Annotated in this window: 23 protein-coding genes and 1 pseudogene; 16 read left to right on the top strand and 8 right to left on the bottom strand. The window is 42.5% G+C overall.

Annotation, left to right across the window (positions count from 1 at the left end):
* The 8 genes from HMPREF0999_RS10640 to HMPREF0999_RS10605 form a co-directional block, all read right to left on the bottom strand.
* Nucleotides 1-756, bottom strand: a complete 756-nt coding sequence (locus HMPREF0999_RS10640) for a ParA family protein (RefSeq protein WP_005836855.1) — start codon at nt 754-756, stop codon at nt 1-3.
* 190 nt (nt 757-946) lie between these two features.
* Nucleotides 947-1,360, bottom strand: a complete 414-nt coding sequence (locus tag HMPREF0999_RS10635; protein WP_005836853.1) for a single-stranded DNA-binding protein — start codon at nt 1,358-1,360, stop codon at nt 947-949.
* A gap of 683 nt (nt 1,361-2,043) precedes the next feature.
* The gene (locus tag HMPREF0999_RS10630; RefSeq protein WP_008669219.1) at nt 2,044-2,784 is read right to left on the bottom strand and encodes a TetR/AcrR family transcriptional regulator; all 741 of its coding nucleotides are present in this window, start codon (nt 2,782-2,784) and stop codon (nt 2,044-2,046) included.
* A gap of 440 nt (nt 2,785-3,224) precedes the next feature.
* The gene (locus HMPREF0999_RS10625; protein WP_008669222.1) at nt 3,225-3,683 is read right to left on the bottom strand and encodes a hypothetical protein; all 459 of its coding nucleotides are present in this window, start codon (nt 3,681-3,683) and stop codon (nt 3,225-3,227) included.
* A gap of 17 nt (nt 3,684-3,700) precedes the next feature.
* Nucleotides 3,701-4,273: a hypothetical protein gene (locus tag HMPREF0999_RS10620; RefSeq protein WP_007761317.1), complete on the bottom strand. Its 573-nt coding sequence runs from the start codon at nt 4,271-4,273 to the stop codon at nt 3,701-3,703.
* A 5-nt stretch (nt 4,274-4,278) separates the two neighbouring features.
* Entirely contained in the window at nt 4,279-4,893 is a 615-nt protein-coding gene (locus HMPREF0999_RS10615) for a hypothetical protein (RefSeq protein ID WP_007761319.1), read from the bottom strand.
* A 114-nt stretch (nt 4,894-5,007) separates the two neighbouring features.
* Nucleotides 5,008-6,387, bottom strand: a complete 1,380-nt coding sequence (locus HMPREF0999_RS10610) for a DUF5458 family protein (RefSeq protein ID WP_008669225.1) — start codon at nt 6,385-6,387, stop codon at nt 5,008-5,010.
* Between the two features lie 12 nt (nt 6,388-6,399).
* Nucleotides 6,400-6,867, bottom strand: a complete 468-nt coding sequence (locus tag HMPREF0999_RS10605) for a hypothetical protein (protein ID WP_005836840.1) — start codon at nt 6,865-6,867, stop codon at nt 6,400-6,402.
* A 168-nt stretch (nt 6,868-7,035) separates the two neighbouring features.
* On the opposite strand from HMPREF0999_RS10605, the gene HMPREF0999_RS10600 reads away from it, so the two are divergent.
* The 16 genes and pseudogenes from HMPREF0999_RS10600 to HMPREF0999_RS10525 all read left to right on the top strand — a co-directional run.
* Nucleotides 7,036-7,458: a GPW/gp25 family protein gene (locus HMPREF0999_RS10600; protein WP_008669226.1), complete on the top strand. Its 423-nt coding sequence runs from the start codon at nt 7,036-7,038 to the stop codon at nt 7,456-7,458.
* Between the two features lie 7 nt (nt 7,459-7,465).
* Nucleotides 7,466-9,241: a type VI secretion system baseplate subunit TssF gene (locus tag HMPREF0999_RS10595; RefSeq protein WP_008669228.1), complete on the top strand. Its 1,776-nt coding sequence runs from the start codon at nt 7,466-7,468 to the stop codon at nt 9,239-9,241.
* A complete protein-coding gene (locus HMPREF0999_RS10590) occupies nt 9,238-11,676 on the top strand; it encodes an AAA family ATPase (RefSeq protein ID WP_008669230.1) in 2,439 nt (812 codons plus the stop codon). The genes HMPREF0999_RS10595 and HMPREF0999_RS10590 overlap by 4 nt, the downstream gene beginning before the upstream one ends.
* On the top strand, nt 11,661-12,596 hold the full coding sequence (locus HMPREF0999_RS10585; RefSeq protein ID WP_008669232.1) for a hypothetical protein: 936 nt from the start codon (nt 11,661-11,663) through the stop codon (nt 12,594-12,596). The genes HMPREF0999_RS10590 and HMPREF0999_RS10585 overlap by 16 nt, the downstream gene beginning before the upstream one ends.
* Nucleotides 12,597-12,609: 13 nt before the next feature.
* Nucleotides 12,610-13,488 (top strand): TssN family type VI secretion system protein, encoded by an 879-nt coding sequence (locus HMPREF0999_RS10580; protein WP_008669234.1) that lies wholly within the window; start codon nt 12,610-12,612, stop codon nt 13,486-13,488.
* 3 nt (nt 13,489-13,491) lie between these two features.
* Complete coding sequence (locus tag HMPREF0999_RS10575) at nt 13,492-14,640, top strand: hypothetical protein (protein ID WP_008669236.1); 1,149 nt, start codon at nt 13,492-13,494, stop codon at nt 14,638-14,640.
* Between the two features lie 20 nt (nt 14,641-14,660).
* Entirely contained in the window at nt 14,661-15,158 is a 498-nt protein-coding gene (locus HMPREF0999_RS10570) for a type VI secretion system TssO (protein ID WP_007761341.1), read from the top strand.
* On the top strand, nt 15,155-15,601 hold the full coding sequence (gene tssO, locus HMPREF0999_RS10565) for a type VI secretion system TssO (protein ID WP_008669238.1): 447 nt from the start codon (nt 15,155-15,157) through the stop codon (nt 15,599-15,601). The genes HMPREF0999_RS10570 and tssO overlap by 4 nt, the downstream gene beginning before the upstream one ends.
* Nucleotides 15,602-15,611: 10 nt before the next feature.
* Nucleotides 15,612-16,553, top strand: a complete 942-nt coding sequence (locus HMPREF0999_RS10560; protein WP_008669239.1) for a PKD domain-containing protein — start codon at nt 15,612-15,614, stop codon at nt 16,551-16,553.
* Entirely contained in the window at nt 16,550-18,898 is a 2,349-nt protein-coding gene (gene tssR / locus HMPREF0999_RS10555; RefSeq protein ID WP_008669241.1) for a type VI secretion system protein TssR domain-containing protein, read from the top strand. The genes HMPREF0999_RS10560 and tssR overlap by 4 nt, the downstream gene beginning before the upstream one ends.
* Before the next feature lie 4 nt (nt 18,899-18,902).
* Nucleotides 18,903-19,706 carry a DUF5457 domain-containing protein gene (locus HMPREF0999_RS10550; protein WP_007761351.1) on the top strand — a complete coding sequence of 268 codons (804 nt, stop codon included), beginning with the start codon at nt 18,903-18,905 and terminating at the stop codon, nt 19,704-19,706.
* Between the two features lie 510 nt (nt 19,707-20,216).
* Nucleotides 20,217-20,612 carry a type VI secretion system tube protein TssD gene (gene tssD / locus HMPREF0999_RS10545; protein ID WP_008669242.1) on the top strand — a complete coding sequence of 132 codons (396 nt, stop codon included), beginning with the start codon at nt 20,217-20,219 and terminating at the stop codon, nt 20,610-20,612.
* Nucleotides 20,613-20,723: 111 nt separating this feature from the next.
* Nucleotides 20,724-22,487, top strand: a complete 1,764-nt coding sequence (locus tag HMPREF0999_RS10540) for a type VI secretion system Vgr family protein (protein ID WP_008669244.1) — start codon at nt 20,724-20,726, stop codon at nt 22,485-22,487.
* Between the two features lie 6 nt (nt 22,488-22,493).
* The gene (locus tag HMPREF0999_RS10535) at nt 22,494-23,870 is read left to right on the top strand and encodes a hypothetical protein (protein WP_008669245.1); all 1,377 of its coding nucleotides are present in this window, start codon (nt 22,494-22,496) and stop codon (nt 23,868-23,870) included.
* Nucleotides 23,836-24,123: an immunity 17 family protein gene (locus HMPREF0999_RS10530; protein ID WP_005836808.1), complete on the top strand. Its 288-nt coding sequence runs from the start codon at nt 23,836-23,838 to the stop codon at nt 24,121-24,123. The genes HMPREF0999_RS10535 and HMPREF0999_RS10530 overlap by 35 nt, the downstream gene beginning before the upstream one ends.
* An 18-nt stretch (nt 24,124-24,141) precedes the next feature.
* Nucleotides 24,142-25,010: pseudogene (locus tag HMPREF0999_RS10525) on the top strand (type IV secretion protein Rhs); the annotation flags it as partial.

The raw sequence follows: 25,010 nt of genomic DNA, 5'->3' as shown, positions 1-25,010 counted from the left end.
TTATTTTAATTTCAAAACCTCTTGTGCCAAAGCCATATAATCTTTGGCTCCGTTGCAGTTCTTATTGTATTCAAAGACATTCTTTCCCTTTATAGGAGCTTCGGCCAGTGCCACATTGTCCCGCACAATCGTTTTGAACACTTTGTCACAGAAAGAGTCATTGATAATTTCAGCTACACTCTTGTTGAGTGTCTTGCGCTTGTCGAACTGAGTAATAACAATGCCGCCAATACTCAGGTTCGGGTTCAGGCGTTCCTTAACAATCTCAATCACGCTTGTAATCTTCGCCATTCCGCGCATAGCGAGGAATTGTGCCTGTACCGGAATAATCAGAAAGTCCGCTGTGGTAAGGGCGTTGAGTGTCAGCAAACCCAGTGAGGGCGGACAATCAATCAGGATGTAGTCAAACTTCCGACTGTCAAGCAACTTTGCAATCAAACCTTTCAGTATCAACTCACGTCCCGGCTCGTTTATCAGTTCGGATTCTGCCGCCGACAGGTCGAGACAGGACGGCACAACAGCAAGTCCGTTTTCCAATTCGATAACCGGCAAGGGATATTCACCTCTCATTGCCCCATACACCGTCTGCTCCTCCTCAATAGAGAGACCACACGATTCTGTGAGATTTGCCTGACCGTCCATGTCGATAGCCAGCACACGCTTTTTCTTCTGCCGCAAAGCAGCGGCAAGGTTGATGGTGGTAGTCGTCTTGCCAACCCCACCCTTGTGATTCAAAACAGCTATAATTTTTGCCATAACTTGATGTCTTTATATGCAATACAAAGATAATACTATTTTTAGTAAATACTATAATTAGTATATACTATTTTACTAAAAAGAGCATTTTAGTATTATAGCATTTACTACTATACTAAAATACCAACAAACTAAATGTAGTAAATACTACATTTAGTATATGTTGTTTATCAACACTATATGCGCATCATCAGAACGGTAAGTCTTCCTTGTTCTCTTGTGGCATAGCTACCGGTGGTACAGGTACATCGCTTGTGGCATCCGTCGGACTACCTGCTTCTGAAGTTGTTTCCTCCCGCTTTCCGGTATTGATGAACTCCAATGTGTCTGCCGTAATGGATAGTTGAATCTGGCAGTTTTCATCCTTATCCTTCCACTGTGAAGCCGACAGTGTCCCCTCAATGAGCAGTAACCGTCCTTTGGTCAGGTATTCGGATAGTCGAATGTGGTTCTCTTTCTTACTCCGTACCCTTACCCAAGTAGTGACGCTGTTTCCATGTGAATAGTCATCTACCGCCATATCAAATGCGATGAATGAACCGTGTGTTCCAGTAATAACCTGGCAATCCTTGCCAATGCGACCAATTGTGTGAACGTATAACATAATAAATTCTTTTTGTGGCAGGTGGTTAGTCCTACCGTTACCTTAGTTTATAATATTTTTTATTTTCCCTCTATTCGGCCTGTTTGCGACCTCCGGGATGATTTTTTCTGCATCCAAAGGTGGCAGGAACAATCTGGCAAGGCTGAAGAGGAAAAATACGCTCACCAGCGGAGAGGAAGATTTTTGCGCTTCACTCGCGGCAGAATGCCGGCATTGACATGACTGGGACTGGCGATTACCTTTGCGGAAAAATTCAATCCACGGCAGGTTGCACGGCAGCAGAAAGCGATAAATGGAAGTATATAAAAAGGGAATAGAAAAACGCTAAAGCAGGGAATAATAAAAAAGGAGAACGGACAGCCGGACTAAGATACAAAGACTACCTTGAAACTGTGAATAGTGATATACTTATATCATTATCCACAATTTGAAGTCTGTTCGTGTTTGTCCTTTGAAGAAACAACTTGACGCACTTTATGTAACACGCTACACAAAGTGTGTCAGATTTTTCTTGTAGCAAGCTGTCGGTCCTTATACAAAGGGATATAGAAAAAAATATAAAAGAGCCTACAACAGCTAACGTCAAATATCCCTTGCTCCAATGATTTGATTAAACTATTAAGTCCATAATCACTTATATGTACTTTTTAGACTCTTTTGAAAGCTCTCGTGAATTTCTATGGTTATTTTGAAAGCAGTATTCTCAAGTCATTTTTATTGATACCCATGTATTTGCATATTTTAAATTCACTTATACCGTCAGATAACATTTCTTGAGCTGCTTTTCTGTTCCTTTCATACGCTTCCAGTTTGTCAAAAATGACATCTGTCAGAAAGTCTATCCATTCAAAAAAGACCTTTTCCCCTTCCTGAGTATTAAAATCTATTGTACAGGTTTTCGCGCACCTCCTATGAAGTATCAGATAATAAATTCCTCCAATCAGATTTGCCATAATAGCTTTAATATTGATTTTCGCCGGTCTAAACAGATTGTCATAAAACGCAATCAAATTTAGATTCATAATATCCCGTGTTTCTGCTGTTCTCTTTGTCGTTTCATTGATAACCGACATTTCATAAAGCAACAACTTTTGCATTACAGTGTTATCAGACAAGCTCCTATAAAGGGTCTTGAATGTTTCCGCAAAAAACTTTTTAGGTCCCAATATGTTCAGGCTGGAAACGTCAATAGCATCATTGATCCAGAAATCATACTGCTTGGCAAGCCTGTCGTAAAGGTTTTCCATTGAGCCGTATCTTCTATAAAACACATTGGCTTCTATGTTTGCAGCTTTCATCAATGCACTCAAATTGACATTGCCAAAACCATATTCAGCTACAAGCTTTTCAAGTTCGGATATTACATCCTTGTCTATTTGTTCATTTGTCCTCCTATTTCGAGCTTTCTTTTCTTTCTGTTTCACTATTATATAGTATGTTATAAAAATAAATCTGCAAAAATCAGTAAAAGGAAATATTTTTATTTTAGCTTTCGATAAACTTCTTCTTTTCTGAATTGACGATAATATCCCAAGGGGCTGTAAGTATTTATACAGCTATTCCATTCTCTTTTAATTCGTTTTGATATAGAGCAATTGGGACTGTTGCAAATATACATTTTTATGCTTTACAAACAATAGACAGAATATAAAAACTACGTTGCCAATAAATTTGCATTTCAACAATAGACGTATTAATTTGCTTATTTATTGCTATAATTATAGAAAAAATCTCCAATTTGAAAAAAGAGCACTAACTACACGAAGAAAACTTGCTGCACATCTACATCAAACCCCTGATAGTTTCCGGTTGCGATAAGAGAAGTCAATTTAAATGACCCTAATGATTTCATATAAAGAAAACTTCATGTTAGATTATTCATATGAGAATTATAAGAATTGAGAAGCATTATATCAACTAATATAACTAATATGGTAGTCAACAAGAAAAGAAAAAAAATATTTTTATGTTTTTTTCTTTGTGGAACAGACATCAGTCTAAAGTCATGTTCCAATTTTTGATATTTTTTCTCATCATATATTTTTAAATTGATAAAAGATAATATTATCAACAATATAAGCATGGGAATAGCTATAGGTTCTGGTTTGTCATATATGCAAAGTTGAACTTGGTCATCAAATAGAGTCAACAAAATAGAAACAAAAAGCAACACATAAGAAAATTGACATACCGTAACAACTACAAAAGAACGGTCAGGAAATCCCTTTGACGGTACAGTAGTCCAAATCCAATAAAATATATTATCGAAAAATGAAACTCTATTTTTTTCTTTGAAAGAGGATGTATTACGTTTTATATTCATTGTGCAATGACGTCTAATTATTTTGCCGAGAAGTGTTCTTGTACAAAGAATTTCGAAATGGATAATACATCATCAAAATCATAGAACATATTATAAGTTACGGCTACTAAATAATCAGCTTCCACAAAAACAAGACACATAACAGGTGCCTCTGATATAATATCAACAATCGTATAGTCCTGTTTTTTTAATTCTTCTATTTTTGAGGTTATGGGGGCATGGTTCTTTATATTAGATAGAATATTGATTTCTATAGAGTAATATTGTATATTTTTCTTTGATTCGTTTTGGGCTTTAATGAGATAATGCTTACAACAATATCCGATTTTATCCAACTCTGCCTGTTCGTTCAAATTATTACAAAAAGCGTTTAAAATAGGAGAGATTATATATTTATGAGACGAGATAAATAAAGCAGTATCTTTGGAATTAGTATCCTCATAGACGATATTATAATCCCAACAATAATTAAAATTTTCAACTACCTTATATGAAAACTTATCAGATATACTATCGCTACAGGTTGCAGCAGCATGAAAATATGCACACATACAAAATATAGTACATAGTATATATTTCATGTTACACATAAATCTTATCTCCTTTTTATGCTAACTTCTTTATAAAAATTCGCTTTAATATTGGGTGGAGCAGCATATTCAATTTCTATATAAAGTTTCTTATAAAAAACTAATTCAGAGATTGCACTATCCGCATCGACTTGTGTTGACCCCGATAATTCTTTTACTTGATCTTTAAACTCACTAAAACTTCCTATTATTTCAACGCATCCTGCTGCTCCCCATCCAATATGAGTAAGATCTTCAGGACCAGCGTGGATGTAAAAAGTTCCTTTTAGAACTATTGCACCATTATGTTGAGAATATGTATTATGTACTTCATAGGCTTTTTTATATTCTGGAACAGGCTGCCTATTGAGCTTATGCAATCCACTATTAACCCATCCAATTGTCTTGTAAGAACTAAAATTAGGTGGGTTATAATACGGCATGAAGCGTAATGCTTTCCATGTATATTTTACACTTTGACCTTTATCATCAGTACCTTTTATATAGACATAATATACAGGAACTCCATAGAGTTCTATTTTGCTATTCTTATCCATATCACTGCATGGATAAGATTTTGCATAATAGGTATCCCCAGTTTTTGTACCAGAAATAATAATATCCACATCTCGGAGTTTCATATAAGTAAAGATTTCAATAATAAGACATATAATTTCAGCAAAACATGACCTTGATAAATGATTTACAGATGGACATAGTTAATATGCCCATCTGTAAATTCAAAATTATCCAATTTATTCTTGATGATATTCGCTTTCCCAAATAGCATCTTCCGGATTATCGCCTTTATGACCGGCAAGCTGTATCACGAAGCTCTTTGCCGGGAAATACGGTGTGATGTGGATATCAAGAAGCACACGGTCTTTCTGATTCGGGTCTTGTTCAATCTTCATAACCTTGAAGCGTTCGATGAGCTTGTTCGGTCCCATTACACTATCGAGGAATTTCACAACCTGACCACGTAAATCAGCTTCTGTGCGAGTAGTCCAATTCTCAAATGCCCGACGGTTCAGGAAGTCAATCAGCACTTTCGTTATATAGTCGAATACACGAACTACGGAGTAGGTCTGCAAGCCAAGGTTATCTCCATTAAATAATGTCTTGGCAGAGAAAGCCATAACCTTGCTGTACTCGTTCACCATCGGCACAAGACCCATACGTTCAAGTTCGGAAATCTCACTCTTGCGAAGGTCGAAGCGTACACTTTCTACTTCATTAAGTCCACCAAATTTCTTACCGGCTACTACCTGAGACATTAAGGTATTGTATATTTTCCCGGCAAGTGAAGAAGATGGCGGAATATAAAGGTTTTCTTCTTCTCCAACGCTTTCCTCTCTTTGACGACCAAGTAACCAGTTACAGGTCATTATAGTATTCGATTTGAATACATCTCCACCCGTATGATTGGCATTGAAGAATATATCTACTACATCGTCCGGAGTTTCAAGGTCTTGGAAGTCTGTAACAAGAAAAGCCTTGTTCTCGTATGCAATCTTGGACCACTTGTCCAAAATGGCATTTGAACCTATATATCCGGGAACGACAAGCAACGAGTAGTTGCGACGCAGGTCAAGACGGTCAAAATTCTGTTTGAGCTCATTGCTGATGTGGTCAGCAAAAATGGTATTGTCCAAATCCTGAAGCTGCTCCATAGTCGCATTGACAATGGTGACATTCTTTACCTTATCACTTTCCGTGTTCTTGTAAAAGAACGCAATAGTACGGTATGCACTTTCAAGTTCACGTGTTCTGGCAAGAGCATTCTTCAAGTTCTGATTAAGAAGGTTTTCGGCATTTTCTGCGGTTTCCTTGGCCTTGTCCCGCATTTGTTCGGCAGTGTCATTCTCACGCAGGAGTTTGAGCCATACGCTTAAGCGATTCACCAAGGCCTTACGTTCATTTTCCCACTGTTCATCTGTGAGGAAGATGTTGCGACGGGCCTTTCGTGCCGGATTAAGATTGGAATATCCATCTATGATATTTTCAAGAAAAGCGAAGCCACCAAATTCTTTGAGCTTGTCTATTGCCGATGCAGATGACTTTTGCGCCTGTTGTGATACGACTTTCTGTGAGGTTGTCGTACTGGCTGTCTGTTGTTGAGTTTCCTGCTTCATCTTAGTAAAAGATTAAAGTTCTACTTTCTTTTGATTTGCCAGAATCTCCTCGATTGATGATTCAATCACGTCCATAATGGCATTTTTGACTTCCGGGTTTTCAAGTGCTTTCTGTAAAGCGCGGTTGGAAGTAAGCTGGCGAGTTATTCGGACACCCTGCTCTTTCTCAATGTCAAGTTTACTCAAGAAATCACTTTTCTCTTTAATCTTCTTGGCCCCGAAGTCTCCGAGTCCGGTGAATGTCATGATTTCCTTGACTTCATTACCTTCCGCATCCACGTGGCGTAAGTCAACTGTTGGTTCAAAACGTTGGAACACATCTTCAATGGTTTCCAAACCATACACACTTTCCGGAGCCGCAGGAGCTTCATCTGTCAGCTTTTGAACTATCAAAGTTCGGTTGGAGGGGATTTCCGCGATGGATTCGTTCGCATCGACTTTTACTTCGTTGCCTCCAATTCCATAATTGTAGATTGCCATAGCATTTACTTTTTAATATCATACTTTTTTTATAGCTCTCTCTCTTGGTTTTATGACCGTGCGCAATATATGAATTATTTCTGAAACCGTCAATTTTTTAGGGGTATTTTATTGGCATCTAATGAGGAAAATAGTATATTTGCGAAATAGAATAAAGAGAAGAATAGTATGACTTACCTGAAAATGCCATTACAATTGCAATCGGCTGTCGCCAAGAAATTGCAAAGGTGTTCCTATCAGGAATCGATAGCCCAACACATCATGCTACTGATTCTTTCTCATCATGGGGAAGTTATCGGGCGAGAAGATTTTGGTTCCATGATATGGGACCTTGAGTTCAACCAACTTGTGAAAATCAGCGATTGGGAGGAAGGGGTAAAGAACTCCTTAATAAAAACGATAGAGAAATATGAAAAGAGGCTACGGAATGTAGATGTGAGCGTCATCCTCTTGGAAATAGAAGAAGAAAATATAGATAAGGTATCTCATATCCGAAGAAAGGCACAAATAACCGTGACCGGAACAATGGATAGAACCAACGAGAAATTCAGTTTCAATACCTCATTATATATAAGCCCTTTATCACAATAATCGAACTATGGCAGACAAGAAACAAATTGCAATAAAGGAACGAATATTAAAGCAGGCTATGGAGTTCTGGGGTGTATCCGATATACGCGATATGGACCCCGTGATAGATTTGCTGCTTGAAGTTTTTGCCCATGAGTCCAACAAACTGCATCAAGAAATAGAGCAGTCCGACTCACGGATACTTCATCGTCTGTCCAGAATACTCATAGGAAACAAATGGTCGCTGCCAAAGCCGGCCCATGCGCTTATGACTATTACCCCCAATCATGGGGAATGTTGCGAGCTTGATGCCGAAGATCATTTTTATGCAGAGAAGAACATATTTGGCAAAGGTGATATTCAAGTCTTTATAACCCCTTTGTTTTCCTATAAACTGGTTGACGCAAAAGTCAGAGCAATCGCATATAACGATAGCATAAGGCATTCAACCGATGGCTTTAGCACTCCAACACGCTTCCTTGACCCTAAAAACCGGATAGCGGATTATTGCGTCTGGGTCGGGATGGATGTGTCTAAAGAAGTCCTGCAAAAAATGGACTCTGTGATGTTTTGCATCAAGCCTTCCGACATGGAGCTGCTTCCGTTTATGAATATGGCTTTCTTCTATGACTGCACTGGAAACCTGCTGAATGCAAAAACAGGCCTTCATATTGAAGATCCATATAGTAATGCACACTACTTTGATGAAATCCGCGATTTTTATAGTGACCTATATTTTAATGTGAGTATAAGAGACGCTTCCAAAGAGAAACAGACCTACCGAGAAATGTTTCCCGGTTATGTGTCCGACTGTGAGATCCCGGATGACTCTGAGAGTCTCTTTTGGGTCAAGATAGCCTTTCCGGAAATATTCACGAAAGAAAGTCTTGAAAATCTGGAGGTATATTTGAACACATTTCCGGTTGTAAACAGACAAATCGTTTACAAACAGCATAATTTCCGTTCCACCGGACGGATTGTCCCCCTGAAATGTCCGAGCCGTACACAATTCTTGAACATACGCTCGTTCCAAGATAACAAAGGCCGGGAATATGTAAACCGGCTGAACCAGTATGAAGAAAATCCAACAGGTATATTCAGCTTGTATTTTGGCGACCTTGAACGATTCGATTCGGACAGTGCCCGCTCATTAATTTCAAAAGTATTACAATTAATGAAAGAAGACGGGAGTGCTTTCGCTTCAATGAATCCGGATGCACTTTCGACGCAGCTCAAAGAGTTGTTCAACAAGATAAATGATATAGAGAAAGGATTGGAGGCCACACTAAAAGGAGATAACAAAATAAAAGCCTTTGTTTTAAGTGTCCCCCAAAAAGATGCGACCAATGCGGAGATAAAATATTGGGTAACTTCCGGATCTCTGGCGAACGGTTTCAACGAACGCACACTGATACAACAATTCAACATAGAAAAATATGATGCTTCGGGCATCATGTTGCGCACTTGTATGCAAGGAGGAACAACGCATGATGGCGAACAGGAACTTATAAATAGTTTAAGGTACGGTCTGTTGTCCCGGGAACGGATTATATCTAAAGAAGACATCAAAAGCTACCTGTTGCACAAGCTGGGAAAATATGTTGAATCAGTCGAAGTCGGTAATGGCGTGGCTATATCTCCTGACAGCAAAAAAGGATTAATCAGAGTGACAGAGGTCAAGATAAAACTTGGACAATTTGATAAAGATGAAATTCCCAATCTGGAAGAATTGGCCCATTATCTTGAAAAAGATTTGACTGAACGCTCTGTATGTAATTCAAACTATAAAATTAAATTCGTATGAATGATAGCAATTATAGTCCAAGTTTGGTGTCTGCCCTTAAGATAGCAAGAGGAATGGCACTTCAAGACAAGCATAACACGTTCGGCGTGTCACATCTTGTCATGGCCATGTTTGCAGAAAACACGGGCCTAAAAGAAATTTTATCCTCGATGCAGAAGGATGTCGGCTACATAATGGAATGGTTTGACACCCACCGCGAAATGTATAGGTCCAGTGGCACTTCCACAGAAGAAGTGGAACCTGACGAAGAACTGTCGAAAGTCTTGGATGAGTCCGAACGGTCTAAAATTAAATTAGGAGCGGATTCCATAGACTCCATCTGTGTGTTTACCGCCATATTACGTGAAGGTGTCGTGTATTCGCATCAGCAGATAGAGATGCTGGATATTTCGGAAAATGACATATTGTCCCACTACAATGCCCTTACCCCGTTGTATTCTTACCAGGGAGAGGAAATGCAGATAACAGCAAGCGTTCCTTATGCCGACAACCTGAAAAACCAAGAAACCATCAATGCCGGTGGCTTCGTCGTCGGTAGGGAAAAAGAGGTCCGTACTATTTTAGAATGCCTCGAACGCTCAGAGAACAAGGGCATACTGATTGTCGGTGAATCCGGTATCGGAAAGAGTTCTATCATCAACGCCTTTGTCAAAGATATTTGTGAGAATGAAGACGAGATGTTAAAGCAAATATCTATTGTCGGACTCAATACGGCAAAATTGCTCGCATCAACCTCGTCTGAAACGGAGATAGCACAAAAAGTTGTCAATCTGATGCACAAGCTCAACCAATTGGAACAAGCTGTGCTGGTGATTGATGATTTACAGGTTCTTTTGGAGAACAGCGCATCAGGCAAGGCATCCACGCTTGTCAACATATTAAGTGCGCAAATCAGCGAGGGAGCCGCAAATCTTGTTCTCACACTCACGAACGACTCTTACCGGAAGAACATCGAAAAACATCCGATAGAAGGGCGTCTTGACATCATAAAGATTGAAGAACTGGATACGACTACACTGGAAAGTGCCATACAATTACATAAAAAAAGGATTGAAAACTATTACGAGCTGAGAATCTCAGATGCGTGTATTAAAGACTCAATCGCACTCTCCAAACGATATTTTAAGGAGCGAAGCCTGCCATCTGCCGCCATCGACCTGCTTGACCGAACCGCCGCTGCCGTCCGACTATGCAATAAGAACGCACGAGCCAGTATATCTGATTTAGAAACGGATTTTGAGAAAATAAGGAGTCTCGACGAAAAAATATCTGAAGGACCACTGTACTTGCTGTACCGCTCTGTGTTCAGCAAAATCAGTGTCGTGTTGACTACCAAACTGTCAGACAACTATGTGTGGGACAAAGAAGATGACATTACGATAAAAGCAGGACGTTTGTCGGGCATCATCAAAGAGCTAAAGATGCTATCCGACCAGTCCATTGAAGAGATACGCTCTTCGGAAATAGAAGCGATTGTAGCGGAATGCACCAATATACCTATCGGAAAGATACAAGCCCGCGAAAAGGACCGACTTTTGAGCATCGAGAGCAAATTGCAAGAACGGGTCAAAGGACAGGACCGGGCTATCACGACTTTATCAGATGCCATTATAGAATCACGCAGCGGACTGAGTGACCCCAAGAAACCTATAGGTTCATTCTTCTTCCTTGGTCCTACCGGAACGGGAAAAACAGAACTCACAAAATCACTGGCCGAGTTATTGTTTGATGACGAATCAGCCATGATCAGATTTGACATGTCCGAGTTCAAGGAAGAACATTCGGCTGCATTGCTGTATGGTGCACCTCCGGGATATGTAGGATATGAGGAAGGCGGTCTGCTGGTCACTCAAATTAGGCAGAAACCTTATTCGGTAGTGTTGTTCGATGAGATTGAGAAAGCCCATAGCAGCGTCTATGACGTTTTCCTGCAAATGATGGATGAAGGCAAAATACATGATAAACTGGGCCGGGAAGGAGATTTCTCCAATTCCATAATCATTTTCACTTCCAATATCGGAAGCCAGTGGATTGTGGAACAAATACAATCCGGGCATACTCCTGATTCCGGAAAGCTCATCGAGGTTATGGCACAGTATTTCCGACCTGAGTTTTTGGGACGTCTCACCGAGGTGGTTCCGTTTGCGCCAATAGATGAAAATGTCGCCAAACAGATATTCAACCTCCATTTTGGAAGATTGCAAGAACAACTGATGAAACAGAAAAACATCCAGTTGAATTTGTCGGATGAAGCATTGCAACATCTGGCAAACAAAGGATATTCTCCAAAATACGGCGCACGTCCGATTGCAGGAGTCATAAGAACTTATATCAAGAAGTCCGTATCTCGCCTGATTGTCTCTGAGCAAATCAGGCCGGGTGACAACATCGTCATAAACTATCGAAACGGAGAACTGATATGGGAACAATGTTAGCGCAAAAGAAACCCTTGGAAAGCATCCAACGAAGTCAGGCAATAAATTTCGTCGCAGAAATCTTTTATGATGAACTCCAATTTATTCTTGACCGGCGGCTGTTGGATCATACTATGGTTAATTGCCATGGTATGAACAGTCGTGTGAAATCCAGAGATGTATTAAGCGTTTCGGAACAGCATGTCGCAACGACAAATGCCGGCAAAGAATATATATTGCTGAATCTGGCCAGAAACAGCATCTACCATCAATTGCCGGAATTACTATTTCATCCCTTGGTACTTAGCACACCGGGCATGAGCAATAAGGAGATTGTTGAAGCCATCCGAGCCAATGAAAAACAGGATAAAGAGCTGATTCAATTCTTTGCACCCTTTGATACTGAATTTTTCAAAGAAAAGGTCCGTATCAATAACCGCCATCTGAATTTCTTTTCCGACCCGGACTCCAAGAAGAACTTCATCAAGATGATTGAAGTAATGGAAAATGTCGAGCTATCCATTACTCCCCATCAGAAATATAAGCTGTTCCTATTCCTTTGCAATGCAGAACGGTATAAAGAAAACCTGCCCGCTATCGAGCAACTGTTCCTTGTCGTTTTGGGATTGAAGGTGAAACTGCGACTGGAAGTCCATGAGATTGATGAAACAGTTTACCTTTCAGTCGGTTCCGGATGTATCGGACAGACATTAGGCCTTAATGGTCTAATGATAAGTGAAACCGATGATTTGACGGCCACAATCATCCTTGATACTCCGACAGATGACTATGAGGAGGTAAAAACGCATCTATCCAATGTCCGCCGGATACTTGAATTTTTCATCCTTTCAACAAGAAATATCGAAGTTGATTATCTGGTATGTGGAGAAACGGATTTTATACTCGGAGAAAACCGATTAGGATATAATATGAACTTATGAAAAATCTAATAATATGAAGATATTGCTATATTTCTTTGCACGTTATTTATTGGCTCCATTATTTGTAGCCGTGATGATATTTGTCTTGACCGGAATAAAAACGATCAAGAGCAAACTTAGCCTGAAGAAATTAATCATATTCATTCTTCTGGCTTCCATTGCCGTCGCTTTACCCAGCCTGTTCGGTTTCCTAAAAAATGAATACGTCTGGGGAGGCTTGACATTCACGGTACTGTCCTATATTCTCCTTGGAGCATTGTTCTGCAAACTGTCAACCTCCGATTTGTTCGGAGCAATCGGTATTGGCAGTTCCCGAACAGCGGTCATTCTCACTCTAACCACGATATGCGCTTTAGGCGGATGGTGCTACTATCTACTGTTTGAACTGATAAGCAAGCTGCCTTATTCGCTATGGAACACAACAAATATCCTGTGGTTTGCAATCCCGTATCTGATTATGTACAGCAGAACCCTGTTCCTGGACATCCCGCATCCGATATACACCCCATGGGAATTGAGCTATGGAACCTTTGACCGGAAATATTGGGACAACATAGACAACTTCGGTTTCCGAACGGTCAAAGTCAAGATTAAACGGAATATAAAAGACCCGACATACGCTTCGCTGGTTGTCCGACTGCCCAATGAAATATCTCTTGGAAACTGGTTCAATTGGGTTATCGAAGACCAAAACAGGCGTTTCCCCCAAAACAAGATTGAAACAGAAAAGGAAGATATGCAAATCGGATGGATGTTCTATACCTCAAAATGGTTTAACTTCCCGTTGTTCATAAGAATACTTGACCCCACGCTGACCAGTGAGGGCAATAAGATTAAGAATAACCAAACGATATATATACGGCGAGTACAAGTAGAAACAAAAACATCATAATATATGAAAACACTAACATATTTGCCTGTAAACTGGGTCAATGGTCTGAAGCTGACCAGCAAGCATTTCTTTGCAAACCAGTATAGCCAAACGGAAGCTCTCAACCGCGAAGCAGGAAGGAGCTTGACCAGTTATAACTATGGCCTTGGAGAGGTTCTTGAAGGGATAGGTGACAATCTTGAAATTGAGATTTCAGGTGATACCATGTCCACTCTCTGTGTCCGCCTGAAAAGCTGCAACGCTATCACCAAAGGCGGTCTGCCCATCGTTTATTACGACGGTTTATACGGGGATGAGAAACCCAGTGCAACCATTTCAGAATCCGGCCTGCAAGCCGAGGACAGCGAGTATATGGTACTAATATCCGTAGATCCGTATCACTTGATACCTGTCGGTGAGCCGGACCCGGAAGAGGTGCCCTTGCATCACCCGTATGTCTTGCCAAGCATAAAACTCCATATCGTCCCCAAGAACCAAGTCAACAAATCGTTCTACAGCCAGAATTTTTTGCTGGTGGCAGAGGTATGCAGACAAGGGAATACCTATAAAATCAATCATCAATATATTCCGCCGGTACAACATTCCGCTTGCCACGATGGGATTAAAACATTCATTTCCCAATTGGCACGTACCCTACAGTCGATAAAAGAAGACGTAAAACTCATTTACAGCAGGAATGTTGCCGACAAGCGTAGAGATACGCTTGCCAACAACACATTTGAGCTGTGTAAGGCTTTCTCTGCCTTTTACAACTCAAGAATCTTCTTTATCGAGCAAATTGCCTTAGAGCAACCGCCGATATATCTTGTGCAGGCCGTGAATGAACTTGCAAACGGTCTGAACTCCGCTCTTCAAAGTCTTTCCGAAACGGAAAGAGAACAATTGCTCCAATACTTCTATGAGTGGACCAATGTCACGCCCTCTGAATTTATCACGAAGATAGAGAGCGTAACCAAACTTATGTATGACCATACCAATATAAACCAATCATTGCAGACGGCAGGGGCACTTGTGACACTGCTCAGCAATATGTTCCACAAAATGAGTGAACTGGAATACATCGGAATGGTTCGCGAGAATATTATAGTAGGAGACGAAAGTCACGAAACAATAGAAGCTCAGAAGAAACGGTCATGGTCGTTTATAGGTTGAGCGATTAAATCATAGCAAGTATGGAAGCAGAAAACAAAAAAGCTCGTTTGAAAGCGAAACTCCGATTTACTTTGGTATTCGCTATCGCACTGATTGTTACCACAACCGGAGGTGTCGTAACGATTGTGACTGCACAAAAGGGAATATCCCTTCTTGAAAGCAAGAAGGCCGAATATGACAACGTGTTCAAGAAACAGGCAGAACTTAACTTCCAGATAGAAGAATTGTTCCGGGACCTGAACAATCTGAAGACCAAGCGGCGAAATTCGAGTGAACACAAGCATATGCAAAAACTGATAACCAAAAAACGGTTATTGATGGAAAATGACATTGCGATGCAGGCCGATAAAAGCAAGTACGAAGTGTATAAAGCCATGCTTGAACAGATTCGTGTCATCCAGTCATCCATGGATGACCTTGACCGCGAAAGCAAACAGCGTGAAAGCAACATGGAGCAACTTGAAAAGTGTAGAATCAAATATCAGGAATTAACCAAGAATAAACTGACGAAGCCATGACAAAAGACGAAGTGCTATGGGGAAACATCCGTTTTCTCCTGCTGCTGATTTTCTCAGTAGCCGCAATTTATATCATACTTTGCCGGTATATACTCGACGTACCGACAGAGGACAGTTCGGAACTGATAAACGACATCAACCATTCCGAGCGCATTTTTGAAATCCAGCATACACATATGCAGCAGGCGCAGAACATCTGGAATGAAATCGACTCTTTGGACTTCAACATCCATCAGGTACAAAAGATGGACGAAGTGAAGGATGAGATTTACCAATTGCAGCATATATACAAGGAAAACAATATGAATACGAAATTCCTTTTCGGCGTGTTGTCCTCCAGAGTGCTTAAATGCCAATTCGACATCAAAGAGGAATTGAACAGTCTGGTACACAACAACGCACTGATTGAACGGGATTTGGAAGAATGTAAAGCCAATTTATAAAACATTCGCGATGGATAATAAGAAAACTATAACAATCATCATATTGGGACTGGTTGCCATGGCAGGTATCCTTTTGTTCTTGTTCCTGCCTTCGAAGTCGCACCTTGCCAATATTGACTTTTATGTGTATGACACCAATGATAATTTTCATTATGAGGTCAATGAGCGGTTGGAGCTGTTAGTCAACGATACGGCAGCAATTAAAGGCAAGCGGCTCATTTGGGAAATGGGAAACGGTGATACGCTGATGAGAAATACGGATGTGTCATACACTTATCGTAAGGCCGGCAAATATCTTATTACTTTGAAAATAGACGGAAAACACTCCGTAAACAAGTATATCAAGGTAATCTCAGGACTGGAGCATGAGGCCATTGATTCCATACCCCGTATAAATGGAGTGTCAGAGGGTTATCAAGGCGAAGAACTGGTCTTTTCGGCAGAAGGCTATGGCATGGACACATGGCTATGGGAATTTGGCGAAAGCGGTACTGTGGACGCATACGAACAGCAAGTCGTATATTCGTATGATATTCCGGGAGAATACACCATCTCATTACAAACCAATACGACGAAATATCCGGTGAAGCACCGTATAACCATTCTCCCACGCTTTGAAAAAGCAGAGGAACTGGTCACGGTAGATTCGTTGGCACTGGTACAGAATGATATAAAAAAACACCTGCAAGCCATAGCTGACGCCAAAGTCTCACAAAAGTCGGTCTATTACGAACATACAAATTATATCCGTAAAAAATATTTTTGCATTGATGCAGACCAGGTAGTAGTCATCATCAATGATGAAAAATACAATGACTTCAACGGCTATTGCCAAGGACTGCATTTTCTTGAGAGCAACAGGAAAAAGCGTGTGAGTATTGATGATGTGAAGATTGACGATTTGAATTGCGTCAAGTCCATCCATGTGACACAAAGTTATATTGAAAAATGAAACAACTGAATCTCATACGAAATCTGTTTTCTGTGGCCGTGATGATGACTCTTGCGTGCAACGTATCTGCCCAAGTGTCCATCCGCGACAGGATACAAATAATGGATAGGGATATATTCAATTATCCGGAATCAACGGAAGCACCTGTCAAAACAAAGAAAAGCAAGACAAACAGAATTGTCTATTCGGACAGGACCGGAAATCAAAGTTATGAAGACCCGTATTTCCAGCGTAAGCGGTCTTCACACGGGATTGGTACACCCTATTACATAGTAGGTGAAAAGAACGGAACCTACAAACTCGTTCAGGCCGACCCTGACATTACAGGCAAGCCCAAGTCTATTATAGGTTTCCTGTATAACAGCAAGAGGCACTTTAAAGAACCCCGTAAAGTCAATTATGCCGGATGGATACCATCGGAAAATATACTGATGTACGACCATGCCTATATCAATCCCCGCAACAACCAGCCGATAAGGTATCGTATAGGCATAAACAGCATTAACAAGCTGTTCGATATCCATCAATTCTTCAATGGAGATACCCTGAAAATATACGGAGAGCCGTTTCTGAAAACAACAACGGATGCGGTAGTTGTCAGCGGAGAGGTTGTTTACCTATACAAGCTGGACAAGAGCGGCAAATCCGCATTGATTTCCAATGCTCCCGCATTATCAGACAGTACCAAACGTTTTTTAGGGTGGATTCCCGCTGACCTTCTTGCAGAAGTCGGCCAGAATGAAGTGTATCATGTTGATTATTCACGATACCGTGATTCTTTGTTATGTACCGTCAACCTGATGTATCCCGATACGTTGGCACTACATAATGCGAATATTCAGGGTACGATATTGTTCAACTTGGATGGAAACCCGGCAGGGCCTATAACGGATGGGAATATCCGGCTGAACTATCCTCTATCCGTCTGGGACAAGAACTGGAATAAGATTATCAATATCAAAGGCGGAGACATCATGGTTTCCGATGTCCGAAAGATGGAAGCGGAAAACAAAAACGTGAACATACATGTGCTGTTCAATGATACCGACCTGCCTTATCTATCCCCATATATCAATGTGCTACAGAACCTAAAGCTGAAAATGAAGCCCGGATATGACTACACATTTTCGGCAACCTGCATATCCTCCAACGGAGAAAACAGACATCTGGCTCCCACCAAGGACTTTTCAGCCTGGCTCGACTATATCAAACAATCCATTTCTTCCAAGCGAAAGAACGAGCAAGAGGAACAATCATCGTTTTACGGTTTTGGCGGGGCTATCAAACAAATCTCCTGCTATGATAACGAAAGCCGTTTCAGCAACAATGTATTCATCATTTTAGGGTCAAAGCAAACTTTATCCTTGCACGAGCAACAACTCTCGTGGCTGGCAACCCAACCGGCAAGGCTTCTGTTTGCCCAGATAGACAGAGCGTCAGGCACTGCGTATCAGGACTTCCTATTGCAGGCCAAATCCATTCTGGACAGCCATTCTACGAAATACATAGACCATATATCCAATTATATCGCAGACAACAGACTGGTAAAGACGGAACTGTTCAAGAACATAGAAGCTACGGATGCCAACTTATACCTATATGATGCCCCATACAACAGCCTTACAGTAGGAGGAATCTTATTTCCAAAAGGTCGAAACAGGCTGGAAAGCAACGCTTTGGAAACAGCCTTGGATTCCGTGTTGCAGCAATCTTTCGAGACGGACAGCCTACTGTTGCACTCGCTTAAAGATTATGAGCGAAATATAGGTGTCCTAAGAAGCCGGCCCACATCCGAATTGACGCACATATTCTATCATACGGAAAATCCTGACAGTACGAGCCTTGACGATATAGATAGAAACAGCGTGAATGACACCTACTATATAAAGGCCTCCGTAGCGGACAGTATAATGAACGGATACGAATATGGATATCTACTCGATGACAGGGAAGTGATGGGGCTGCTGCAAAGCTACAGGGGACTGCTCCCGGAGTTTTCAGATAACATAGGGAAAAAGGAACTAAGAGTGCTTCGCAAGCAATTCAAGCGGCAAAAGAAAAGCATAAACAGAAGTTTCTATCGAAAAGTATTGCCCAGAAATCCATATCTGGCTCAAATCTTCTATTATAAGACGGGAGTCATGGCCAATGACAGCCTTTTAAATTCAACAAAGGTGAAGAAACTGAAGAAAAGAAAGGTTGAGCTGACAGACTTTAACAGTGGCTATACAGCCCTGATTTCAAAGATGAAGAGACTGGAAGATATGTATCAACGCAACCTTTTCAGGCCCGTATTCATAGCCGGTAAGAAATATTATTTTATTCCGAAACAATTAATACTGTAAATAAATGGAACCAACAAGAGAACAACTACAGGCAGAGATACTTGAAATCTTGTATCAGAAGTGCCTCCAGAAACCAATATGGGTATCTTGTGCAGAGATATTTTGGAGCATCAGCAACCTCAAGGTATCAGAACGGAGTGTCAAGGACGTTCTTGACTGGCTGGTAAAAAACGACCTTGTCATTTATCAAGCAGATAAATACCAGATTGCCAAGCGCGAATTTATGGATATATCAAGACGCAAGGCCCTTGAGAAAAAAGAGACCGAAGAAAATGCCGAAGTCCGGACTGTGGAGTATGGAACATCCATACCGCCTCACACGATGAATCATCATCCATGGCTTGAACGAGAGTACCAACAACCTGTTGCGAAACCGTCAAACACAATGTTTGCCATCATAGCGTTAATAGCCTTTCTGATTAGCGGCACACTCATCGGCATACTCCTGTTCAACAGCTTCGCAACAGAGCGGCGCAATAATGCAGAACTGACATACCTTCCGGACAGCATACAGGTTCCGTCGTTACAGGTAAGCACACCCGGATATATCCGCGACGCATATACGACCAACCGTAACTTCAAGAACATCCAAACTTCGCTGGAAACACAGCAACGGATTAATGCTGAACTTATGGATATCTGCAAGGCACAACAATCCCAGATTAATATACTGACAACTTGCTCCAAACAACAAGCGGCGGACATCGAACATTTGGAAAAGGAACGGAAGATATACACATGGATGATTGCCCTTGCACTCCTGGTATTAAGTTCATTGCTCATCTGCCGATATGGGCGCAAGAATTAGGATATACGCAAAGATTCAGACTACATAGCCAATCTGCCAACGGTATCTGCCACTTTCATGCGGTGGATACCGTTTTTTCTGCATTCCGGCAGCAGTTTTCGTTCCGACGGGTTCATTCATCCCTTATGAAACATCTTCTAAAAGTGTCATTACAATACTGGGTATCAATTTAATAGCGATACATCATCAACGGGGTGCATTCCTAAGTATATAGGATAGTGGCTTTATACACGAATATTAGTTTAAAACGTGTTAAAATGAAAACAACAGCCAAAAAACGCGCTAAAAAATTTGGAGAAATGAAGATAAGTACTTATATTCGCTCACATCAAAGATGATGTTTTATTTTCTTCTCTTTTTCCCACAATAAAACTGAGTCATCCGGAGGCTGAGAGGAAATTTCAAAAAATCGTTTTTGAGGTTTTCTCTTTTTTGCATCTATACCGGTTAGGGCGCAAGGACGGAGAGACCGCAGTAAAAATTAAGTTTAACCCATTAAATCCAAGTATTATGGCATTTAGAGCATCATTGGAACTTAACAACAAGGAATTTGACGTCCTTTATTCAAACTATGAGTTTAGTCGTAACACGGACTCTAAAGGTATGCCCTCTTCAAGCGTATTGGGCGGTCGAGTAAAAGCAACCATCGAATCAACAGAAGACACCTCGGTCATCGAAGCGATGCTGAACAGTCCTTTCAAACCAGTAGAAGGAAAGATCATCTACAAAAAAACGGAGGAGGATGCCAAGATGAAGGAGATTCAGTTCAAGAACGCATACATCGTTCACTACTCGGAAACTCTGGACGCAAATAACGATGTGCCTATGACAATCACTATTACGTTCTCCGCTGAAGAAATCATCGTCGGCAGCGCAGCGCTTGACAACCGTTGGCCAAAGAAATAAATCGGCGTACATAGGTAAATCCTAAAATCAAAACATTTGTCAGGCCGTCCGACGGACTTCCGCCGGGCGGCTTTGGCAATTTGGATATAAACCGTCAAATATAATGCCGCCATGCTGGAACAAAAAAAAGTCACATTGGAAATAGCCGGCATCCCCATGCCGTCGTTTGTACAACTGATGCTCAAACAGAGCATTAATGAGCACCACTATTTTGAGATAACGCTGGATATCCAGGCCGTAGAAATTTATGGTGTGGAAATCCCGGAGGCGTCAAAAGACTGGGTTGGGAAAAAAGTAATCATGGACTTCGGCGGCACTGTTTTTGTTGGCGTTGCCACCATGGTAGGACTTCATCGTTCCGGAGGAACACATGGAAATATAAAAGTGATGGGATATTCATCAACATTTCTGTTGGAGTCGGATCATACTTGTGCCTCATGGTGCAACAAATCCTTGTCTGACATCGTTAAGGAACTTACAGACAAGGCTGGAGTACAAGCTCTTGTCAATCCGGAAACGAAATCGAAGCTGGAATACGAATGCCAGTACGAGGAAACCAACTTCAGATTCATACAACGGCTTGCCCGCCAATATCAGGAATGGCTCTACTACGACGGACAGAACCTTGTATTTGGGAAGCCACAGGCCGGCTCGACGACCAAGCTGACATACGGCGAGGAACTGTCCGTGCTCGATGTCTGCTCGCAGACACTTGCCCGACCAATAAAGGGAAGTTCTTACCATTCGGTGAACGACCAGACCTATAACGGCCAATCTCCCGATACCGCAACCGGGCAAAACACATTGGGACAAGCGGCTTTTGACTCGTCATTGGCTTTGTTTACTACTCCTGCTGTCCAACGGGCGGAACCGCGCATAACCAATAAGGGTGAACTTGACGCCTACTTCCAGCGCAAGCAGCAAGGCGACACCGCCGCATCCAGTTTCATTACCGGTGAAAGCGATTGCCGCATCCTCACGGTGGGCAGCATCATAGATGTCCATACCGCTATCCATACAGGAATAGGTATCCACGTAAAAAATAGCATCGGCACCTATATCATTACGGAAATAACCCACGTAGCTGGTATGGGTGACAGTTACCAGAACTATTTCACCGCACTTCCGTCCTCTATTCCCACCCTTCCATGCCCGGATGTACCTCTGCCTGTCGCTCATACACAGCAGGCCGTGATTGTCAGCAACGAGGACCCGAAAAAGTTAGGCCGCGTCCAAGTCAAGATGAACTGGCAGACCGGTCCGATGCAAACCTCGTGGATACGGGTGCTCACTCCCGACGCAGGTACAAGCGACAAAGTGGCCACAAACAGAGGATTTGTATTCATACCCGAAAAGGGAGACCAAGTCATGGTGGCATTCAGATATGATGACCCGAACCGTCCGTTTGTACTTGGCAGCTTATTCCATGGAAAGTCAGGCACCGGTGGCGGCAGTTCAAACAAAACAAAAAGTCTGACTACCCGCAGCGGTTGTACCATAACGCTTGATGATGAAAAAGGAAGCGTTATGATGAAAGACAAGGAAGGCAACAGCTATACGGCAGACGGAGAAGGAAATATCACAATATCTGCCTCTAAAAGCATCACCTTGTGTGTTGGAGAAAACAAAATAATGATTGATAGCGAAGGCAATATATCATCTAATGCGGAAAAGGACATAACAGAGTCCGCCGGTGCCAATATTGCGCAGTCAGCAGAAAATATTGATTGTACAGCAAGCAGTAATTATAATATCTCCAGTACAGATTTTACAGCATCCGGCAGTAGCAGTGCTACAGTCAGCGGTACAACAAAGGCTACGATAGATTCTTCCGGAACCACAGCCGTAGCCGGAACAATTGTCAAATTGAATTAACAGCATATGAGCAATGCCATACAACAAATAGCAGATAAGATGCTCTACCAATGGGAAGATGCAGTCAGGAAACCGGTTAAGTTGATCCGTATCGTCATCAATCCGGGAGACGAAAGTATGCTTGATGCTTTCTATGACTATATGCTTGCCCTTGATAGCGAAGAGGAAGATATGGTGTTCGTCATAGAACTTCCGTTCAGTTCCAGAACCGATTTCTCAAAAGATGTTGTAGGGTATATTGCACAACAGGTAGAATATTGGAACAATTCAAAGAAACCCGAAGAAATTGTCTTTGAACGTGTTGATTGGATAGCTGATTATAAACCGGAAGTAGCGGAAAACGATGCCTCCGTCGCAGTTGCCAACTTCAACAAGCTGACAGAATCCCTTGTAAAAGGGACTGATATGAAATGCAGTTTTGTCTTTAACCTAAAGAACACATACGACTATGACGGATGTCGTGAATGGTTTGAAAAGGCTCTTGCCCTGCCATTCCACAAGCAAATGGTATGGGGTATATCCGACATAAAAGACCATGAACAGTTTGGCAAACTAATGGCCAAACATTCCAATGACGCGGTGTCTATTTATCCGCCAATAGATTTGGACGGAGCAATGGAGCAACTCGCGGAACAAGCGGCAAATGAGGATAAGAACGACCCGGCAGCTTCGAATTTCAGGCTGGCATTAATCAAACTGATGAACAGTGTGAAAAAAGGGAACGCAGCGCAAACAGAGGAATTTGCGAAGAAATGCCTTGACATTGCCCTCGAAAATGTGAAGAAAGACATTAACTGGATTAGCCAATTTGTAACCGTATATACAATTCTATATACCGACCAGATTTCCCATAAGGACTATAAGACAGCCATGTACTTTGCCGACAAAGCCGTAGAAGCCGCTGAAATCGGGGAAGAAAAATTAGACCCCTCTTTAGCTTGCCGATTGCTCGGAAACACCTTATTGGGAAAGGCTTCCATCTATGTACGAGAGTCACTTTGGAAAGAAGCGGCAGAGACGTACTATCGCGGTGCTGAAGCATACTCCAGATGCAACGATTACCTAATGCAAAGTGAAGCGTTGAGACTGTGTGGTTGGTGCCGGGAAAATAATTATGAGAAATCGTTAGCTGCGGAATGTTATGTGGAAGGTTTCAGACTTTCAGACAAACTTTCCATAGACCTGATAAAGAACTCCTCTTATCCTCTCCTGCTATTAAGCCTGTTAAACAGTTCGGCACGCTCCAAGCTGGTCAGTGACGATGAAATAAATGAAGTTCTAACCAAAGTGTTAGGAGATGACTGGGAGAATTATTTGTATGAGTATAAAAGAAATTTAGGAAAATACAATGGAATGGCTGAACAACATATTGCGAAATCTTGAAGGGCTGTTCACTGATGCAACCGAATATGCCTATGCGAACCCCAAAGTGGGGTACTTAGTAGTAATCTTTCTGCTATTGGTTTGGCTTGTCGGACTGATATTCGACTGGAAATGGACATACGCCAGACCCGGAAGCTGGGGAGGAAACTTCTTTCTTGACTTATTGGGGCCAACCGGATTCCGATTTTGGCTCGGTGTAATCATTGTGATTGCCATTGTTGCATCTGCCTATTTGTATTTTCGAGTTAAATAACGATAAAGACTGACAGCTATGGCGGACACAGGTTATTTCGACAGCGTAAGTGCCAACCTAAAGACCGGCGTAGGCGCGCAGGTCAAGGGTATCTCGGAAGGCGTCAAGGCGAACTCCGACGCCGGCGTGTCACCGTCCGTCAATGCCCTCGACACGGGCGTCAAGGCGGCAGCCGCCATCGGCGGCCTTGCCGACGGCCTGAGCGAGGCCGCCATGCTCCCCGTGCTGGGTGCCATGGGGATGAAGGGCATGGCCTGCCTGCCCATCTCCAAGCAGCTCGACCCGGTCATCGGCGTGGACATCCACCTCGTGACGATACCCCCGTCCCCCGTCGTGCCCATGCCTCACCCTTATGTCGGGGTTCTCCTTCGTCCGCAGGACTTCATCGCGGCGGCGGTCTCTTCATTCATCCCCCCGCCTCCGACAGCGGAACAGACGGGCGACGCCGACAGCGCGAAGCTCGCCGAGGTGGGCCACACCGTGCTGACGATGGCCGTCGGGATGCTGGGTGCCACCGTCAAGATAGGCGGCTTCATCCCGCGCGCGGTTGCATCCACACCCACGCGGAGCATCCCGCACATCCCCATGGGCGCAGGCTGGGCGGCCCCTTCAGCGGCGATACCCAAGAACAACGGCCACGCCTTCATGGGCAGCCTGACGGTGCTTGCCGACGGGATGCCCTTCTCGGGCGGCGGCGCGCACCTGCACCTCGACTGCAACGACGTGGGCATACCGAGCGTGCACAAGGTTCCGGGCATGTTCCTGCCCACGGGTGTCATCAACCCGATACCCCCCGCCAGGCAGATACTCACCAGCCCGGTTCCCGTCCCTCTCAACCCCATGGCGGCACTCGCCCGCAAGTGCACGGGGGCGTTCGGGCGTTTCTA

This window comes from Parabacteroides sp. D25, from assembly GCF_000307475.1.
Lineage (GTDB): Bacteria > Bacteroidota > Bacteroidia > Bacteroidales > Tannerellaceae > Parabacteroides > Parabacteroides distasonis.
Note: the sequence above shows the minus strand (reverse complement) of the source record. Positions and strands in the feature narration are given on the sequence as shown.

Coding starts and splice junctions, on each gene's coding strand:
- HMPREF0999_RS10590 (WP_008669230.1), top strand. CDS start 9,238: ATGAATGATAGCAATTATAGTCCAAGTTTGGTGTCTGCCCTTAAGATA.
- HMPREF0999_RS10550 (WP_007761351.1), top strand. CDS start 18,903: ATGGAACCAACAAGAGAACAACTACAGGCAGAGATACTTGAAATCTTG.
- HMPREF0999_RS10610 (WP_008669225.1), bottom strand. CDS start 6,387: ATGAAGCAGGAAACTCAACAACAGACAGCCAGTACGACAACCTCACAG.
- HMPREF0999_RS10635 (WP_005836853.1), bottom strand. CDS start 1,360: ATGTTATACGTTCACACAATTGGTCGCATTGGCAAGGATTGCCAGGTT.
- HMPREF0999_RS10530 (WP_005836808.1), top strand. CDS start 23,836: ATGGAATGGCTGAACAACATATTGCGAAATCTTGAAGGGCTGTTCACT.
- HMPREF0999_RS10580 (WP_008669234.1), top strand. CDS start 12,610: ATGAAGATATTGCTATATTTCTTTGCACGTTATTTATTGGCTCCATTA.
- HMPREF0999_RS10615 (WP_007761319.1), bottom strand. CDS start 4,893: ATGAAACTCCGAGATGTGGATATTATTATTTCTGGTACAAAAACTGGG.
- HMPREF0999_RS10620 (WP_007761317.1), bottom strand. CDS start 4,273: ATGTGTAACATGAAATATATACTATGTACTATATTTTGTATGTGTGCA.
- tssR (WP_008669241.1), top strand. CDS start 16,550: ATGAAACAACTGAATCTCATACGAAATCTGTTTTCTGTGGCCGTGATG.
- HMPREF0999_RS10600 (WP_008669226.1), top strand. CDS start 7,036: ATGACTTACCTGAAAATGCCATTACAATTGCAATCGGCTGTCGCCAAG.
- HMPREF0999_RS10640 (WP_005836855.1), bottom strand. CDS start 756: ATGGCAAAAATTATAGCTGTTTTGAATCACAAGGGTGGGGTTGGCAAG.
- HMPREF0999_RS10585 (WP_008669232.1), top strand. CDS start 11,661: ATGGGAACAATGTTAGCGCAAAAGAAACCCTTGGAAAGCATCCAACGA.
- HMPREF0999_RS10595 (WP_008669228.1), top strand. CDS start 7,466: ATGGCAGACAAGAAACAAATTGCAATAAAGGAACGAATATTAAAGCAG.
- HMPREF0999_RS10625 (WP_008669222.1), bottom strand. CDS start 3,683: ATGAATATAAAACGTAATACATCCTCTTTCAAAGAAAAAAATAGAGTT.
- HMPREF0999_RS10540 (WP_008669244.1), top strand. CDS start 20,724: ATGCTGGAACAAAAAAAAGTCACATTGGAAATAGCCGGCATCCCCATG.
- HMPREF0999_RS10570 (WP_007761341.1), top strand. CDS start 14,661: ATGGAAGCAGAAAACAAAAAAGCTCGTTTGAAAGCGAAACTCCGATTT.
- tssO (WP_008669238.1), top strand. CDS start 15,155: ATGACAAAAGACGAAGTGCTATGGGGAAACATCCGTTTTCTCCTGCTG.
- HMPREF0999_RS10560 (WP_008669239.1), top strand. CDS start 15,612: ATGGATAATAAGAAAACTATAACAATCATCATATTGGGACTGGTTGCC.
- tssD (WP_008669242.1), top strand. CDS start 20,217: ATGGCATTTAGAGCATCATTGGAACTTAACAACAAGGAATTTGACGTC.
- HMPREF0999_RS10605 (WP_005836840.1), bottom strand. CDS start 6,867: ATGGCAATCTACAATTATGGAATTGGAGGCAACGAAGTAAAAGTCGAT.
- HMPREF0999_RS10575 (WP_008669236.1), top strand. CDS start 13,492: ATGAAAACACTAACATATTTGCCTGTAAACTGGGTCAATGGTCTGAAG.
- HMPREF0999_RS10535 (WP_008669245.1), top strand. CDS start 22,494: ATGAGCAATGCCATACAACAAATAGCAGATAAGATGCTCTACCAATGG.